The following is a 15,773-nucleotide window of genomic DNA, read 5'->3' as shown; positions in this document are numbered from 1 at the left end:
CCGCGGCGACGGCTCGGATCAGTACTTGCGGTCGGGCAGGGCTGCCTTCGCCTGTTCCTGCGTGAAGGTGGTCTCCTCGGTGATGATGCGCTTCTCCGGGGTGTCACCATTGTTGATCTGCTTCACGATGTCGATCAGCTGCTTTCCGAGCAGCGGCGAGCACTCGACGATGAAGTTGATCTTGCCGTCGACGAGGGCCTGCATGCCGTCGTGCACCGCGTCGACGGTGACGATCTTGATGTCCTTGCCGGGCACCTTGCCCGCGGCCTCGATGGCCTCGATGGCGCCGAGGCCCATGTCGTCGTTCTGGGCGAAGATCATGTTGACATCGGGGTTGGACTTCAGCAGCGCCTCGGTCACCTGCTTGCCTCCGGCACGGGTGAAGTCACCGGTCTGGGATGCCACGACCTTGAGGTTGGGATTCGCCTTGATGGTGTCGGCGAAGCCCTCTCCACGGTCGATCGCCGGAGCGGCACCGGTCGTACCCTCGAGCTGGATGATGTTGACCGGGCCTGTGGCGTCCTTGTACTCCTGCAGCGCCCAGTCACCGGCCTTCTTGCCCTCTTCGACGAAGTCCGATCCGAGGAACGAGACGTAGAGCGAGTCGTCCTTCGAGTCGACGGCACGGTCGGTCAGCACGACCGGGATGCCGGCGTCCTTCGCCTCTTTGAGCACCGCATCCCAGCCCGTCTCGACGACCGGCGAGAATGCGATCACGTCGACGCCCTGCTGGATGTAGGAGCGGATCGCCTTGATCTGGTTCTCCTGCTTCTGCTGGGCGTCGGAGAACTTCAGCTGGATGCCCGCGTCCTTGAACGACTGCTGGATGTCCTTCGTGTTCGCGGTGCGCCACCCGCTCTCGGCGCCGACCTGGGCGAAGCCGACGACGAGCTGGTCGAGCGGCTTCGGTCCGTCGCTGGCCGAGTCTCCCCCGCCCGACGCGCATCCGGCGAGGGCCAGGAGCATCGCTCCGGCCGCCGCCACTGAAATGAGCTTCTTCATTACCAAACCTCCTTGTTCAGCATCCCGGCGGCGAACCCACTGCGATAGCCAACAGGTGCCGGGTGGTCAGTTCGTTCTGACCATGTCTGGATGTTAGCGATAACATGTGAGGGTTCACAAAGATGGATATCAATCCGTTATAAAGCTCTTGCAGAGGCTGTGCGACCGCGGGAGGCGCCGGATTGTGAGCGCTCATATCCGCCCGTTGTGAGCGCTCATCCGGGTCGTTCGGCCGACGGATGCGCCCGACCGATGGCTGCGCGCGCCCGAGGTGGGCGTCGCACCCGCGCGCGCGTAGGCTCGTGGCATGTCGGATTTCGCTCGCCACCTGCCGCTGAGCCAGCGCGGCCGGCAGGACGAGTCCGGTGTCTCCGCCCACTGGGGTCACGACATGGCGCGCATGCTCGACGCGCTCGGAGCGCGCCTGGCCGAGGGCGACGACGACGCCTGGCAGGCGGCGTCGCTGCGCACCGGCTGCACCGTGCACGAGAGCGTGGCCTACCTCGTCACGAGGCTGAGCACGTCACGACGCCAGCGTCTGGGATCCATATCGCTCGGCCTGCTCGAGAACCTGTTCAGCCTGCGCGCGACCGAGGCGGGCATCGCACGCCGTGCAGGAGCAGCGCTCTCGCGCACCGACCTCCTCGAGCAGCTGCGATCCCTTGCCACGGCAGCCGGGGCTGGAACCGGCCATGCGGGCATCCGCGAGCTCGAGACCGTGGTCGTGGGCACGCTCGACGTGAGCATCCCGCTCGGACTCGACGTGCCGATTCCTCCGGCCGCCTCGGGAGCGGTGGCCCTGCGCCGGGCCCTGACAGCTCCGACGGAGATCAAGGCGGTTGTGCGCGGCCGCAGCCTGGCGGCGACGGATGCCGGCTGGAGCTTCGGGCACGGGCCGGAACTGGTCGACACCGCGGCCGGCCTGCTGCTCTTCCTCTACGGCCGCAGCAACACCGCGCCGCATCCGCGCACCGAGGCGGAGCGCCCGCCGTCCGACGCACACTGAGCACCGAGCCGCTGAGCGCGGTCGCCGAGCCGTGGGTTCCTGAACGCTCAGGAGGTTCGTGACGGTGCCGTGCTCTCGCGCACGACGAGCTCCGCCACCCGGCGGGTGCGGTCGATCGCCCCCTGCTCGTCGGCGAGCACGTCGAGAACCTCGGCCATGATGTCGTGCCCGAGCCCGTCGAAGTCCTGGCGCATGGTGGTCAGCGGCGGCCAGAAGTGGGCCGCCTCGGGGATGTCGTCGAAGCCGATCACGCTGACGTCCGCCGGCACCGACAACCCGCCATCGCGCAGGGCATGCAGCACCCCGAGCGCCATCTGGTCGTTCGCGGCGAACACCGCAGAGGGCGGCTCGAGCGCGAGTGAACCGCCGAGGCGATAACCGCTCTCGGAACCCCAGTCGCCGACGAGCGGCTGGCGCGCCCTCAGCCCGTGGGCGGCGAGGGTGTCACGCCACGCCCGCACGCGTTCCGAGGCGTCCATGGAGTCCTCGGGGCCCGCGAGGTGCGCGATGTCGCGGTGCCCGAGGCCGATGAGGTGCTCGACGGCGGCCCGCGCACCGGCGTACTGGTCCATTCCCACCCGGTGCATGCCCTCCACCGCTTCGGAGGCGACGGTGACGAGGGGAACAGTGAGTTCGATCTCGCGGATGATCTGGGTCGCCGCCCGCTCACCGGCGATGAGCACGATGGCGGCCGCGTTCTGGCGCACCATCATGTGCACCGCCTCGCGCAGGGATGCCGGATCCAGTTGCTGCATGCTGGCCTGGCTCACCGTGTAGTCCGCCGCGCGAGCGGCCTCGTTGAATCGCATCGCCGCGTTGGAGGGACCATAGTCGGGACGACCGCCCTGGATGAGCCCGATCGTGCGCGACCGACGGCTGGCGAGCGTGCGAGCCGCTGGCGACGGCACGTAGTTCAACTGGGCGATCGCGTGCTCGACCTTGATGCGCGTGGTCGCCTTGACGCCGGGCAGATCGTTCAGCACGCGCGACACCGTCTGGTGCGAGACCCCCGCCAGCCTGGCCACGTCGAACATCGTCACGGCTCGCCCACGCAGGTCGTCGACGGCCTGCTCTGTACCGGTCATCGCATCCTCCCCCCGTTCATGATGGCAGCATCCGAACATGGCGGTCCGTGGCGACCGGGCACGAGGCCCGGCCGCCACCCCTCCACCACCACGGAGGCCTTGGTCCGGTCGGTTACGCCCCGCCCGACCGGCGCTTGTTGTAGACGTCGAAGGCCACGGCGAGCAGCAGCACGAGGCCCTTCACGGCCTGCTGCCACTCGATGCCGATGCCCATGATCGACATGCCGTTGTTGAGCACGCCGATGATGAGGCCACCGATGATGGCGCCGCCGATGGTTCCGACACCGCCCTGCACCGCCGCGCCGCCGATGAACGCCGCCGAGATCGCCTCGAGCTCGAAGCCGTCACCGGCCTTCGGGCCGGCCAGGTTCAGGCGCGCCGTGAAGATGAGTCCGGCCAGCGCTGCCAGCGTTCCCATGTTCACGAACAGCCAGAAGTCCACCCGGCGGGTCTTGATGCCCGAGAGCTCGGCCGCGTGGCGGTTGCCGCCGATCGCGTAGATGTGCCGGCCGAACACCGTGCGGTTCATGACCACCCCGTAGATGAGCACGAGCACGGCGAGCACGATGAGCGTGATCGGGATGCCCTTGTACGAGGCGAGCGCGTAGGCGAAGAAGGCGATGGCGGCCGAGATGAGCACGAGCTTGGTGATGAACCACGCGATCGGCTCGACTTCCTGGTCGTACTTCTGGCGTCCGCGACGCGTGCGCACCTGCTGCACGACGAGCGCGATGATCGCCAGCACGGCAACGCCGAGGGTGAGCGGGTCGAGCTCGAAGTCGCCGAAGACGTCGTTGAGGAAGCCGTTGCCGAGGGCACGGTACTCGGCCGGGAACGAGCCGATGTTGGCGTTGCCCAGCACCACGAGCGCGAGCCCGCGGAAGATGAGCATGCCGGCCAGCGTCACGATGAACGCGGGTATTCCGACGAACGCGATCCAGAAGCCCTGCCAGACGCCGACGAGGGCGCCGATGGCGAGCGAGAGCACGATCGAGAGCCACCAGGGCAGGCCCCACTGCACGGCGAAGACACCGGAGCAGGCGCCCACGAAGGCGGCGACCGAGCCGACCGAGAGGTCGATGTGGCCGGCGATGATGACCATCACCATGCCGATCGCCAGAACGAGGATGTAGCCGTTCTGCACGATGAGGTTGGAGATGTTCTGCGGACGCAGCAGGATGCCGTCCGTCAGGAACGAGAACAGCACGACCACCACGATGAGCGCGATGAAGATGCCGTTGCGGCCGAGGTCGGACAGGATGATGCCCAGCCGCGCCGTGAACTTGTTCTCGATGGGGTTGATGTTGCCGCCGACGGCTTGGCTCTCCGTCGACTGCGTGGTGGTGGGTTCGGACATGAGGTTCTCCTTCGAAGAATCCGCTGGCGCCGGCGCTAGCGGGGCTTCTCCATGGTCATGAGCTTCAGGACGGATTCGGGCGTCGCCTCTTCGATGGGCAACTCTCCGGTGATGCGGCCCTCGGAGAGGGCATAGATGCGGTCGCAGATGCCGAGCAGCTCGGGCAGCTCGGAGGAGATGACGATGACGCCCTTCCCCGCGGCGGCCAGCCGGTTGATGATCGTGTAGATCTCGTACTTGGCACCGACGTCGATGCCACGCGTCGGCTCATCGAGGATGAGCACGTCGGGATCCGAGTAGATCCACTTCGAGAGCACGACCTTCTGCTGGTTGCCGCCCGAGAGCTTGCCGGTCTTCACGAGCACGTTCGGAGCCTTGATGTTCATCGACTTGCGATAGTCGTTGGCCACCTTGTACTCCTCGTTGTCGTGCACGAGGCCGAACCGCTCGAGCTTCTTCAGCGAGGCCATCGAGATGTTGCGCTTGATGTCCTCGATGAGGTTGAGGCCGTAGGTCTTGCGGTCTTCCGTGGCATAGGCGACGCCGTTCTCGATCGCCTCTGCGACCGAGCGCATCCGGATCTCCTTGCCGCGCTTGAAGACCCGGCCGCTGATGCGCGAGCCGTAGGACTGGCCGAACAGGCTCATCGCGAACTCGGTTCGCCCGGCGCCCATGAGCCCGGCGATGCCGACGATCTCGCCCGCCCGCACGTTGATGCTGACGTTGTCGACCATCACGCGCGAGGCATCCTGCGGGTGGTGAGCCGTCCAGTCCTCCACGCGCAGCAGTTCCTCGCCGATGTTCGGCGTGTGCTCCGGGTAGCGGTGCTCGAGGTCGCGGCCGACCATGTCCTTGATGATGCGGTCCTCGGTCACGTCGGCCTTGGCGATCGTCTCGATCGTCTTGCCGTCCCGGATCACGGTGACCGAGTCGGCCACCTTCCTGATCTCGTTGAGCTTGTGGCTGATGATGATCGAGGTGATGCCCTGCTCCTTCAGGTGAAGGATGAGGTCGAGCAGGTGGTCGGAGTCCTCGTCGTTCAGCGCGGCGGTCGGCTCATCGAGGATGAGCAGCTTCACCCGCTTCGAGAGGGCCTTGGCGATCTCGACGAGCTGCTGCTTGCCGACGCCGATGTTCATGATCTTGGTGGTGGGGTTGTCGTTCAGGCCGACCCGGGCGAGCAGCTTCTGCGCCTCGTGGTTGGTCTTGTTCCAGTCGATCAAGCCGCGGCTCTTGACCTCGTTGTTGAGGAAGATGTTCTCGGCGATCGAGAGGAAGGGGCTCAGCGCGAGCTCCTGGTGGATGATCACGATGCCCTTGGCCTCGCTGTCGGTGATGTTCGAGAACTGCACCACCTCGTCCTCGAAGACGATGTCGCCCTCGTAGGTTCCGTGACCGTAGACGCCGCTCAGCACCTTCATCAGGGTCGACTTGCCGGCCCCGTTCTCCCCGCAGATCGCGTGCACTTCGCCGCGCGCGACCTCGAGGCTCACGTCGGAAAGCGCCTTCACACCCGGGAAGGTCTTCGTGATGCCACGCATCTCGAGAATGTTCGTCGTCATCTCTACCCTGCTTCCTTGCCGGGATGCCGCCGGCCGGGGCCCGCTCGCAGAATACTGTCCGCGAGCCCCGACCGGCGTCACCACACGGTGTTATCAGCCGTTGATCTCGGCTTCGGTCCAGTAGCCGCTCTTGACCAGGACGTCGTTGACGTTGTCCTTCACGACGATCTGGGACTCGAGCAGGTACGACGGCACGACCTTCTTGCCGTTGTCGTAGTCCTTGGTGTTGTTCACCTCGGGCTTGTCACCCTTCAGGAGGGCCTCCGCCATGCTGATGGCCACGTCGGCCAGCTTGCGGGTGTCCTTGAAGATGGTGGCGTACTGCTCACCGGAGTTGATGGCCTTGACCGAGTCGAGCTCGGCGTCCTGGCCCGAGATGACCGGCCAGGCGTCACCGGTCGTGTAACCGGCATCCGTCAGCGCCGAGATGATTCCGCGCGAGAGGCCGTCGTAGGGCGAGAGCACCGCGTTGACCTTCGAGCCGTCGGAGTAGCTCTTGGTGAGGATGTCCTCCATGCGGCTCTGCGCCACCTCGCCGTCCCAGCGCAGCGTCGCCGCCTGCTGGAAGTCGGTCTGGCCGCTCTTGACCACGAGGGTCTTGGCGTCGAGGTACGGCTTCAGCGTGTCCATCGCGCCGTTCCAGAAGAACGTGGCGTTGTTGTCGTCGGGCGAACCGGCGAACAGCTCGATGTTGAACGGGCCCGCGGGGGCGTCGCTCTTCTTGGTGCCGTCGAGGTCGACCAGTCCGAGCCCGTTGAGCACGGAGTTGGCCTGCTGAACGCCGACCTTGTAGTTGTCGAACGAGGCGTAGTAGTCCACGTTCTTGCTGTCGCGGATGAGGCGGTCGTAGGCGATCACGGGGATCTTGGCGTCAGCGGCATCCTGCAGCACCTGGGTGAGCGTCGTTCCGTCGATCGAGGCGATGATCAGGGCCTCTGCACCCTTGGTGATCATGTTCTCGAGCTGGGAGACCTGGGTGGGGATGTCGTCTTCCGCGTACTGGAGGTCGACCTTGTACCCGGCCTTCTCGAGGCCTTCCTTGACCGAGTTGCCATCGTTGATCCAGCGCTCGGAGCTCTTGGTGGGCATGGCGACGCCGATGAGGCCGCCGTCTCCATCACCCGAACCGCTGCCGCCGCCGGAGTTGCCTGCACACGCGGAGAGCGCGAGCATCGAACCCACGACCATCGTGGCGAGAAGAACCTTCTTGGTCTTCACTGTGTTTCCTTCCACTGTTTGGACTTCGTTGTCTACTTGGTGAGGTTCGACGGCGTCCATGAACGTCGAACCCATCTCATCCGAGGGAGCGGACGAGATGTGGTGGTGCTGCTACAGGCCTCCTGCCAAGCGGTAGTAGGCCTGGTTCCAGCGCACTTCGCGGGCGAAGTCCCGCTGGGTGGTGGTCTCATCGATCACGAGAAGCTCGGTGCGAGCGATCTCGGCGAAATCCCGGAAAACGTCCACGCCGACCGAGGTCGACATGACGGTGTGGTGGGCCGCGCCGGCGGTGAGCCAGCAGGCGGCGCTCGTGGCGAAGTCGGGGGCGGGTCGCCAGACCGCGCGGCCGACGGGCAGGTTCGGCAGATCGGGAGCGGTGATGTTCTCGACCACGTTGGCCACCAGCCGGAAGCGATCGCGCATGTCGGAGAGGGCGACGACGACGGCGGGTCCCGGGTCGGCCGTGAACACCAGACGCACGGGGTCTTCCCGGTCGCCGATGCCGAGGGGGTGGATCTCCAGGCTCGCCTTCGCGCTGGAGAGGGCCGGGTTGACCTCGAGCATGTGGGCGCCGAGGATCTTCTCATCGCCCGGCACGAGGTCGTAGGTGTAGTCCTCCATGAGGCTCGCGCCGCCGGGGAGGCCGGCGCCCATCACGTTCGCCACGCGCACGAGGATGGCGGTCTTCCAGTCGCCCTCGGCGCCGAAGCCATAGCCCTCGGCCATGAGGCGCTGCACGGCGAGGCCCGGAAGCTGGCGCAGTGCGCCGAGGTCTTCGAACGTCGTCGTGAAGGCGCCGAAGCCGCCCTCTTCGAGGAAGGAGCGCAGTCCCACCTCGATCGCGGCGCCGTAGCGCAGGCTCTCGTGGCGTTCTCCGCCGCGGCGCAACTCGGGAACGACGTCGTAGAGCTCCTCGTACTCGGCCACGAGCGCGTCGATGGCTTCATCGGATGCGCCGGCCACGGCATCCGCGAGTTCGTTGACGCCCCAGGTGTTCACCTGCACGCCGAACCGCAGCTCCGCCTCGGTCTTGTCGCCCTCGGTGACGGCGACGTAGCGCATGTTGTCGCCGAAGCGCGCGAGCTTGAGGCTGCGCGCCGCCGCCCAGCCGGCCGCTGCGCGCTGCCAGGTCTCGACCTGCGCCGCGACGTCGGGGTTCGAAACGTGGCCGACCACCGTCTTGCGGGCCACGGCCAGGCGGGTCTGGATGTACCCGAACTCCCGGTCGCCGTGCGCGGCCTGGTTCAGGTTCATGAAATCGAAGTCGATCTCGCCCCACGGCAGCTCGACGTTGGCCTGGGTGTGAAGGTGCAGCAGCGGCTTCGCCAGCGCGTCGAGGCCGGCGATCCACATCTTGGCCGGGCTGAAGGTGTGCATCCAGGCGATGACGCCGATGACGTTGTCGGCGGCGTTCACCTCGAGGGCGAGACGACGGATGGCATCCGCCCCGGTGAGCACGGGCTTCCACACGACCTTCACGGGAACCTGCGCGCCGAGCTCGTCGGCGATGGCCCGCGACTGCTCCGCCACCTGGCGCAGGGTCTCCTCGCCGTACAGGAGCTGGCTGCCGGTGAGGAACCAGACCTCGTACTGCTCGAGCGAGGTGGAGAGGGGGGTGCGGGTCATGTGCTGGTCTCCGTGGGTGGTGATGTGTCTGTCATGGCGATCCGGTGCTCTCAGAGCGCCTGAACGGCGGCGGACTCTGCAGCGAGCCCGGCGCGGTATCGGTCGAGGAAGGCGGCGAAGCCGGCCACGTCGGCAGGGTCGGGATCCACGGTGTCGAAGCGGGCGTCGCGGAACACATGCTTCTCGAGGTATGTCTTCAGGTCGAGCGCGGATGCCGCCCGGCTGCCGTCCGCTGCCGCCGTCGCGGCGGCGGCGGCGAAGGAGGCGAGCACCGCGATGCCCCACGCCCCACCCTCCGAGGCCGTCTCCCCCACCGCGACGGGAGCGTCGAGAGCGCCCGCGAGCAGCCGCTGCGCGACCCCGGCGGTGCGGAAGATGCCACCGTGGGCGAACAGCCGATCGAGCGAGACGCCCTCCGCCGCGAGAACGCGCATGCCGAGGCTGAGGGTGCCGTAGACGCCGTAGACCTGGGCGCGCATGAAGTTCGCGAGCGTGAGACGGCTGTCGGGTGTGCGCACGACGAGCGGGCGACCCTCGGCCAGGCCCGCGATCGGCTCCCCTGCGAGATGGTTGTAGGCGATGATGCCGCCCGCATCCGCCTCGCCATCGAGGGCCTCGCGCAGCAGCACGCCGAACGCCGCGTCGGGGTCCACGGGGGTTCCGGATGCCGCGGCGAACCGCGAGAACAGGCTCACCCAGCCGGCGAGCTCACTGGCACCGTTGTTGCAGTGCACCATGGCGACGGGGTCGCCGGCGGGCGTCGTGACGAGGTCGAGCTCATGGTGCACGTGCTCGAGGGCGCGCTCGAGCACAACCATGGCGAAGATGCTGGTGCCGGCACTGACGTTTCCGGTGCGCGGGGCGACCGAGTTGGTCGCCACCATTCCGGTGCCGGCGTCGCCCTCGGGAGGACAGAGCAGCGCGCCGGCCCGTAGTGCGCCGGTGGGGTCGAGGTAGGCGGCGCCCTCGGGGGTGAGCGTTCCCGCATCCGCGCCGGCCGGAAGCACCGCGGGGAGCAGGTCGGCGACGCCGGCGACGGGGAGCTTGTCGGCCGCGAGCCCGTCGTACGCCGCGATGAGTCGCGCGTCGTAGTCCAGGGTGCTCGAGTCGATCGGGAACATTCCGGATGCGTCGCCCACGCCGAGAACCCGGCGCCCCGTCAGCCGCCAGTGCACGTAGCCCGCGAGGGTCGTCACGAACCGAACCTCACTCAGATGCGGTTCGCCGTCGAGCACTGCCTGGTGCAGGTGCGCGATCGACCAGCGCAGAGGGATGTTGACCCCGAACCTCTCGCTGAGCTCGGCCGCTGCCGGACCGGTCGACGTGTTGCGCCAGGTGCGGAACGGCACAAGCAGGGCGTCGTCCGCGTCGAAGGCGAGGTAGCCGTGCATCATCGCCGAGACCCCGATGGCGCCGAAGGTCGTCGGCGCCACTCCGTGACGAGCGACCGCGTCGGCGACGAGCGCGGCGTAGGCGGCCTGGAGCCCGGCTTCGACGGCGTCGAGCGAGTAGGTCCAGCGACGGTCGACGAACTCGTTCTCCCAGTCGTGGGTGCCCACTGCGAGCACCTCGGTGGGGTTCTCGCCGACGAGGCAGGCCTTGATGCGCGTGGAGCCGAACTCGATTCCGAGCGCGGTGCGGCCCTCGCGGATGAGGGCGGCCGCATCCGTCGTGGTGCTCGTTCCCATATCGGTACTCATCGGCGCGCGTCCCCGCTCTGGCCGTAGACGTTCTGGTAGCGGTCGTAGAGGCGGTCGATGGCGTCCTGGGGAATGGGGATGAGGTCGCCGGCTTGGCGTGCGTAGTGCACGGTGCGGGCGACGTCTTCGACCATGACGGCGGCCTTCACGGCATCCTTGGCGTCGGTGCCGATCGTGAAGGGACCGTGGTTCTGCATGAGGACGGCGCGCGAGCGGTGGCCTGAGAGGGTCTCCACGATGCCGCGGCCGATGGAGTCGTCGCCGATGATCGCGAAGGGCCCCACGGGGATGGGCCCGCCGAACTCGTCGGCCATCGCCGTGATGACGCAGGGGATCTCCTCGCCGCGCGCGGCCCAGGCCACGGCGAAGGTGGAGTGGGTGTGGACGACGCCGCCCACCTCGGGCATGTTGCGGTACACGTAGGCGTGCGCGGCCGTGTCGCTCGACGGGCTGCGGTCCGAGCCCGGGGTGCCGGGCACGACGAGGCCGTCGAGGTCGCAGAGGATCATGTTCTCGGGGGCGAGCTCCCCATACGAGACGCCGGACGGCTTGATCACGAAGAGGTCGGCTCCGGGTACCCGGCCCGAGACGTTGCCGCCGGTCCAGACGATGAGTCCGTAGCGCGTGAGCTCAGAGTGCAGAGCGGCCACGTCGTCGCGAACGGTGGCGATGGCGGCTGCGATCTCGGCGCTGAAGACGGGAGGCTGGGTGCCCTCCGGGCCGGATGCCGATGCCACCGTTACAACTCCTTTGTCGTCGTGTCTTCGTTTCAGCGTGCGGGCGGCGAGGCCGTCCCGATGCAAGCTGTTAGCGCTAACAGGTCGTCACTATGTTAGCGCTAACGAACGGGCTTGGCGCAACCCCCGTGACCAGATTGTGATCGCCCGTCCGTCCCAGCGGCGTTGCGCCACTTCCCCGGCCCGTGCGCCAGAACATCTGGCGCAACCGACCCCGAAGTGGCGCAACGGGGACGGATGCGGGGGCCGGGGCGGCCTGGGCGGTTAACAGGGAAGGTCCCCACTCCGAGGAGTGGGGACCTTCCGATCCGATGTGGATGCTGCTCAGGAAGCGGCCTTCACGATCGCGAGGAGGTTGGGGTTGTTCTTGTACGCCTCGGCTGCGTTGTCCTTGGTCACGATGACCGGGTCGAGCAGGTAAGCGGGAACGACCTTCACGCCGTTGTCGTACTGCTTGGTGTCGTTCACCTCGGCCTTGTCGCCCTTCTGGAGCTGGCCGACCATCTTGATGGCCTGCGCGACGAGGAGGTTGGTGTCCTTGTTGATGGTCGAGTACTGCTCGCCCGCCATGATCGACTTGATCGACTCGACCTCGGAGTCCTGACCCGTGACGACCGGCACCGGCTTGCCCTGGCTCTTCACCGAGGTGATGATGGCGCGGGCGAGGGTGTCGTTCGGCGAGAGGACGCCGTCGATGGTGGCGGTGGAGTAGTTCGCGGTCAGCAGCGAGTCCATACGGCTCTGGGCGTTCTCAGCCTTCCAGCCCTGGGTCGCGGTCTGCTTGATGTCGGTCTGACCCGAGACGACCTTGAGCGTGCCGTCGTCGATCTTCGGCTTGAGCACCTTCATCGCGCCGTTGAAGAACACGGCGGAGTTGGCGTCGTCGGGCGAGCCCGAGAACAGCTCGACGTTGTACGGCTTGTCGTGGCCGGCACGTGCCTTCAGACCATCGAGCAGGGCCTGGCCCTGCAGCTCGCCGACCTTGAAGTTGTCGAACGCGACGTAGTAGTCGACGTTCTTCGTGTTCTCGATCAGGCGGTCGTAGGCGATGACCTTCACGCCGGCGTCAGCGGCCTGCTGCAGCTGGGTACCCAGCTGCTTGCCGTCCTTCGCACCGATGATGATGACCTTGGCGCCGTTGGTGACCATGGCCGAGATCTGGTTCTGCTGCTCCGCAACGGTGTTGCTGGCGGGCGCGTACTGCACGTCGGCCTTGAAGCCGGCATCCTTGAGGCCGTCCTCGAACAGCTGACCGGCGAGAACCCAGTTCTCGGAGGTCTTGTCGGGAAGGGCGACGCCGATGCTGGAATCGGCCGCGAAGCCCTTCGCCGTGCTGTCGGAGCCGCTGTCCGAGCGTCCGCTCGAGGAGCAGCCCGAGAGGGCCAGCGCTGCAGCAGCCGCTACCGCGGTCGCCGCCAAAGCGATTTTCTTCATTGATTCACTCTCTGTTGTTTATGTGGTGGTGGTGCAGGGGTTGGAACGTTTGTGGGGTGCCTAGCTGCGAACGACGTCGCTGGGCTCGGCGGTCTCGGGCGTGCCCGCCGTGGGCGTGGGCAGAACGGAGGGCTGCTCGGTGACTTCCGACGCCCGCTCCTTCTTGTTGCCGCGGAACAGGTTGCCGATGAGCGAGGGACGACCCTGGCTCTTGCTCCAGACGTCGATGCCGACGGCGGCCAGAAGCACGAGGCCCTTGATGATCTGCACGAGGTCGCTTCCGACGCCGAGCAGCTGCAGGCCGTTGTTCAGGAAGGCCATGACGAGACCACCGACGATGGAGCCGATGACCGTGCCGATACCGCCCGAGACGGCCGCGCCACCGATGAAGACGGCCGCGATCGCGTCGAGCTCCCAGCCCACGCCATCCTGGGGTCCGGATGCGGTGGAACGGGCCACGAAGATCATGCCGGCCAGCGAGGCGAGCACCGACATGTTCATCATCACGAAGAAGTTGACCCGTCGGGAGTTGACGCCCGAGAGCTCAGCGGCGAGCTTGTTGCCGCCGACCGCGTAGATGTGACGGCCGCCGATGGTGGAGCGGGTGATGAAGGAGTACAGGATGACGAGGGCGACGAGGATGATGCCCGAGATCGGGAAGCTCGTGCCGGCGCGGCCGTTCGCGAACAGCCATGCGGCCCAGAGCAGCACACCCGCGAGGAGCACGACCTTGACCACGCTCACCCAGAGGGGCGCGACGGCCGAGCCCATCTTGCGCTGCACGCGGCGGGTGTTCCACTCGTTGTAGACGATCCAGAGCGCTCCGAGGATGCCGAGGATCATCGTGCCTGCGCTGAAGGCGAAGGGGCCGAAGTCGGGGATGTAGCCCGCCCCGATGAAGGTGAAGGCCTCGGGCACCGGGGTGGTGGTCGCGTTGCCGATGAACTGGTTGCCACCGCGGAAGATGAGCATGCCCGCGAGGGTCACGATGAACGCCGGCACGCCGATGTAGGCGACCCAGAACCCCTGCCAGGCGCCGATGAGCGCTCCGACCACGAGGCCGAGCACCACGGCGAGCGGCCAAGGCAGGTTCCAGTCCTGCATCGCGAGTGCGACGACGATGCCGGTGAAGGCGGCGACCGAACCGACCGAGAGGTCGATGTGGCCGGCGATGATCACCATGACCATGCCGATCGAGAGGATCAGGATGTAGGAGTACTGGTTGACGACGTTGATGAGGTTCGCCGGCTCGAGCGTCTTGCCGCCCGTGAGCCATTCGAACAGCAGCACGATGACGATGAGGCTGCCGAGGATGCCGAACTGTCGCAGGTTGGACTGGCCGCCCCCGAAGATCTTCTTGATGTCGGACAGACCGCCCTTCTTGGCGGTCGTCGTCGAGGTCGTCTCGGTGCTCATGAGGTCTGGACTCTCTTCCTCGCGGAGGTCATGCTTTTCATCAGGGTTTCGGGGTTGGCATCCGTCACCGGGATGTCGTCGGTGATCTGTCCTTCGAAGACGGTGTAGATGCGATCGGCGATGCCGAGCAGCTCGGGCAGCTCACTCGAGATGAGGATGATGCCCTTGCCCTGAGCGGCGAGCGCCTGGATGATCGTGTAGATCTCGTACTTCGCGCCCACGTCGATGCCGCGGGTGGGCTCGTCGAGGATGAGCAGGTCGGGGTCGGTGAACATCCACTTCGCCAGCACGACCTTCTGCTGGTTTCCGCCCGAGAGCTTCGAGACGCCCATGTCGACGGTCGGCGACTTGATGCGCAGCGACTTGCGGTACTCCTCGGCGACGGCGTACTCCTTCTCGTCGTCGACGACCCCGCCGCGGGCGATCTTCTTGAGCTTCGCCGAGACGATGGAGGCCTTGATGTCGTCGAGCAGGTTGAGACCGAGCACCTTGCGGTCCTCGCTCACGTAGGCCAGGCCGGCGTCGATGGCCTCGGAGACGTCGCGCAGCACGATCTTCTCGCCGTCCTTGACGATGGTGCCCGAGAGGTAGTTGCCGTAGGAGCGGCCGAACAGGCTCATCGCGAGCTCTGTGCGGCCCGCGCCCATGAGGCCGGCGATGCCGACGATCTCGCCGCGACGCACGTAGAGGTTCGAGCCCTTGGCCACGAGGCGCTCGGGAACCTGCGGATGCTGCACCGTCCAGTCCTTGACCTCGAAGAACACCTCGCCGATGTTCGGCGTGCGGTCGGGGAAGCGGCTCTCGAGGCTGCGGCCGACCATGCCGCGGATGATGCGGTCCTCGTTGATCTCGCCCTGGGCCACGTTGAGCGTCTCGATGGTCTTGCCGTCACGGATGATCGTGATGGAGTCGGCGACCTGCTCGATCTCGTTGAGCTTGTGGGAGATCATGATCGACGCGATGCCCTTGCCCTTGAGACCGCGGATGAGGTCGAGCAGGTGCTGCGAGTCGTTCTCGTTCAGCGCCGCAGTCGGCTCGTCGAGGATGAGGAGCTTGACGTTCTTGTTGAGCGCCTTCGCGATCTCGACGAGCTGCTGCTTGCCGACGCCGATGTTCTTCACCAGGCGGTCGGGGTCCTCGTCGAGGCCGACGCGGGCGAGGAGCTCAATGGCGCGCGCCTTCGCCTCGACCCAGTTGATGACGCCGTTCTTGGCGACCTCGTTGCCGAGGAAGATGTTCTCGGTGATGGAGAGCTCGGGGATGAGCGCGAGTTCTTGGTGGATGATCACGATTCCGGCATGTTCGCTGGAACGGATGTCCTTGAAGGCGACGTGCTCGCCCCGGAAGACGATGTCTCCCGTGTAGGTGCCGTAGGGGTAGACCCCGGAGAGCACCTTCATGAGCGTGGACTTGCCGGCACCGTTCTCGCCGCAGATGGCGTGCACCTCTGCGGGCATCACCGTGATGGAGACCTCCGACAGGGCTTTGACGCCCGGGAACTCCTTGGTGATGGACCGCATCTCGAGGATCGGTTGAGGCTCAGACGGCATCGCTTATTTCCCTCCGCACCGTGGCTGAACGTGGACTCCGGCGCTGCCTGCATCGAGGGCCGGCACGCTGTACGGGTTCC

The 15,773-nt window shown here is 66.8% G+C and carries 12 protein-coding genes; 1 reads left to right on the top strand and 11 read right to left on the bottom strand.

Translation table 11 applies throughout. The annotated features are described in order from the left end of the window. Positions 1–18: 18 nt before the first annotated feature. Entirely contained in the window at positions 19–1,002 is a 984-nt protein-coding gene (locus WDJ51_RS12720) for an ABC transporter substrate-binding protein (protein ID WP_337852821.1), read from the bottom strand. 307 nt (positions 1,003–1,309) lie between these two features. Here WDJ51_RS12720 and WDJ51_RS12715 point away from each other — a divergent pair, with 307 nt between their 5' ends. Then, entirely contained in the window at positions 1,310–2,008 is a 699-nt protein-coding gene (locus tag WDJ51_RS12715) for a hypothetical protein (RefSeq protein ID WP_337852820.1), read from the top strand. Positions 2,009–2,055: 47 nt separating this feature from the next. On the opposite strand, the gene WDJ51_RS12710 is transcribed toward WDJ51_RS12715, so the two are convergent. From WDJ51_RS12710 to mmsA (WDJ51_RS12665), 10 genes are all read right to left on the bottom strand, one after another. Further along, on the bottom strand, positions 2,056–3,093 hold the full coding sequence (locus tag WDJ51_RS12710) for a LacI family DNA-binding transcriptional regulator (RefSeq protein ID WP_337852819.1): 1,038 nt from the start codon (positions 3,091–3,093) through the stop codon (positions 2,056–2,058). Between the two features lie 112 nt (positions 3,094–3,205). Further along, on the bottom strand, positions 3,206–4,450 hold the full coding sequence (gene mmsB / locus WDJ51_RS12705) for a multiple monosaccharide ABC transporter permease (RefSeq protein ID WP_337852818.1): 1,245 nt from the start codon (positions 4,448–4,450) through the stop codon (positions 3,206–3,208). Between the two features lie 35 nt (positions 4,451–4,485). Then, on the bottom strand, positions 4,486–6,012 hold the full coding sequence (gene mmsA, locus WDJ51_RS12700; RefSeq protein WP_337852817.1) for a multiple monosaccharide ABC transporter ATP-binding protein: 1,527 nt from the start codon (positions 6,010–6,012) through the stop codon (positions 4,486–4,488). 93 nt (positions 6,013–6,105) lie between these two features. Further along, complete coding sequence (gene chvE / locus WDJ51_RS12695) at positions 6,106–7,230, bottom strand: multiple monosaccharide ABC transporter substrate-binding protein (RefSeq protein ID WP_337852816.1); 1,125 nt, start codon at positions 7,228–7,230, stop codon at positions 6,106–6,108. Between the two features lie 111 nt (positions 7,231–7,341). Then, positions 7,342–8,856 carry an L-arabinose isomerase gene (gene araA / locus WDJ51_RS12690; RefSeq protein ID WP_337852815.1) on the bottom strand — a complete coding sequence of 505 codons (1,515 nt, stop codon included), beginning with the start codon at positions 8,854–8,856 and terminating at the stop codon, positions 7,342–7,344. Between the two features lie 50 nt (positions 8,857–8,906). Further along, positions 8,907–10,556, bottom strand: coding sequence for a xylulokinase (locus tag WDJ51_RS12685; RefSeq protein WP_337852814.1), 1,650 nt, complete (start codon positions 10,554–10,556; stop codon positions 8,907–8,909). Continuing rightward, a complete protein-coding gene (locus WDJ51_RS12680; protein ID WP_337852895.1) occupies positions 10,553–11,239 on the bottom strand; it encodes an L-ribulose-5-phosphate 4-epimerase in 687 nt (228 codons plus the stop codon). The genes WDJ51_RS12685 and WDJ51_RS12680 overlap by 4 nt, the downstream gene beginning before the upstream one ends. A gap of 378 nt (positions 11,240–11,617) precedes the next feature. Continuing rightward, a complete protein-coding gene (locus WDJ51_RS12675; protein WP_337852813.1) occupies positions 11,618–12,727 on the bottom strand; it encodes a sugar-binding protein in 1,110 nt (369 codons plus the stop codon). 60 nt (positions 12,728–12,787) lie between these two features. Then, positions 12,788–14,143: a multiple monosaccharide ABC transporter permease gene (gene mmsB, locus WDJ51_RS12670; protein ID WP_337852812.1), complete on the bottom strand. Its 1,356-nt coding sequence runs from the start codon at positions 14,141–14,143 to the stop codon at positions 12,788–12,790. Then, entirely contained in the window at positions 14,140–15,693 is a 1,554-nt protein-coding gene (mmsA, locus tag WDJ51_RS12665; protein WP_337852811.1) for a multiple monosaccharide ABC transporter ATP-binding protein, read from the bottom strand. Before mmsA (WDJ51_RS12665) ends, mmsB (WDJ51_RS12670) begins: the two co-directional genes overlap by 4 nt. Positions 15,694–15,773: the final 80 nt, after the last annotated feature.

The sequence above is a fragment of the Rathayibacter sp. YIM 133350 genome (genome assembly GCF_037404875.1).
Taxonomy (GTDB): domain Bacteria; phylum Actinomycetota; class Actinomycetes; order Actinomycetales; family Microbacteriaceae; genus Orlajensenia.
Note: the sequence above shows the minus strand (reverse complement) of the source record. Positions and strands in the feature narration are given on the sequence as shown.

What these genes read in the sequence shown, in the direction of transcription:
- mmsA (WP_337852811.1), bottom strand. Translation starts at nt 15,693, where the DNA reads ATGCCGTCTGAGCCTCAACCGATCCTCGAGATGCGGTCCATCACCAAG.
- WDJ51_RS12710 (WP_337852819.1), bottom strand. Translation starts at nt 3,093, where the DNA reads ATGACCGGTACAGAGCAGGCCGTCGACGACCTGCGTGGGCGAGCCGTG.
- WDJ51_RS12685 (WP_337852814.1), bottom strand. Translation starts at nt 10,556, where the DNA reads ATGAGTACCGATATGGGAACGAGCACCACGACGGATGCGGCCGCCCTC.
- mmsB (WP_337852812.1), bottom strand. Translation starts at nt 14,143, where the DNA reads ATGAGCACCGAGACGACCTCGACGACGACCGCCAAGAAGGGCGGTCTG.
- WDJ51_RS12720 (WP_337852821.1), bottom strand. Translation starts at nt 1,002, where the DNA reads ATGAAGAAGCTCATTTCAGTGGCGGCGGCCGGAGCGATGCTCCTGGCC.
- WDJ51_RS12715 (WP_337852820.1), top strand. Translation starts at nt 1,310, where the DNA reads ATGTCGGATTTCGCTCGCCACCTGCCGCTGAGCCAGCGCGGCCGGCAG.
- mmsB (WP_337852818.1), bottom strand. Translation starts at nt 4,450, where the DNA reads ATGTCCGAACCCACCACCACGCAGTCGACGGAGAGCCAAGCCGTCGGC.
- araA (WP_337852815.1), bottom strand. Translation starts at nt 8,856, where the DNA reads ATGACCCGCACCCCCCTCTCCACCTCGCTCGAGCAGTACGAGGTCTGG.
- WDJ51_RS12675 (WP_337852813.1), bottom strand. Translation starts at nt 12,727, where the DNA reads ATGAAGAAAATCGCTTTGGCGGCGACCGCGGTAGCGGCTGCTGCAGCG.
- mmsA (WP_337852817.1), bottom strand. Translation starts at nt 6,012, where the DNA reads ATGACGACGAACATTCTCGAGATGCGTGGCATCACGAAGACCTTCCCG.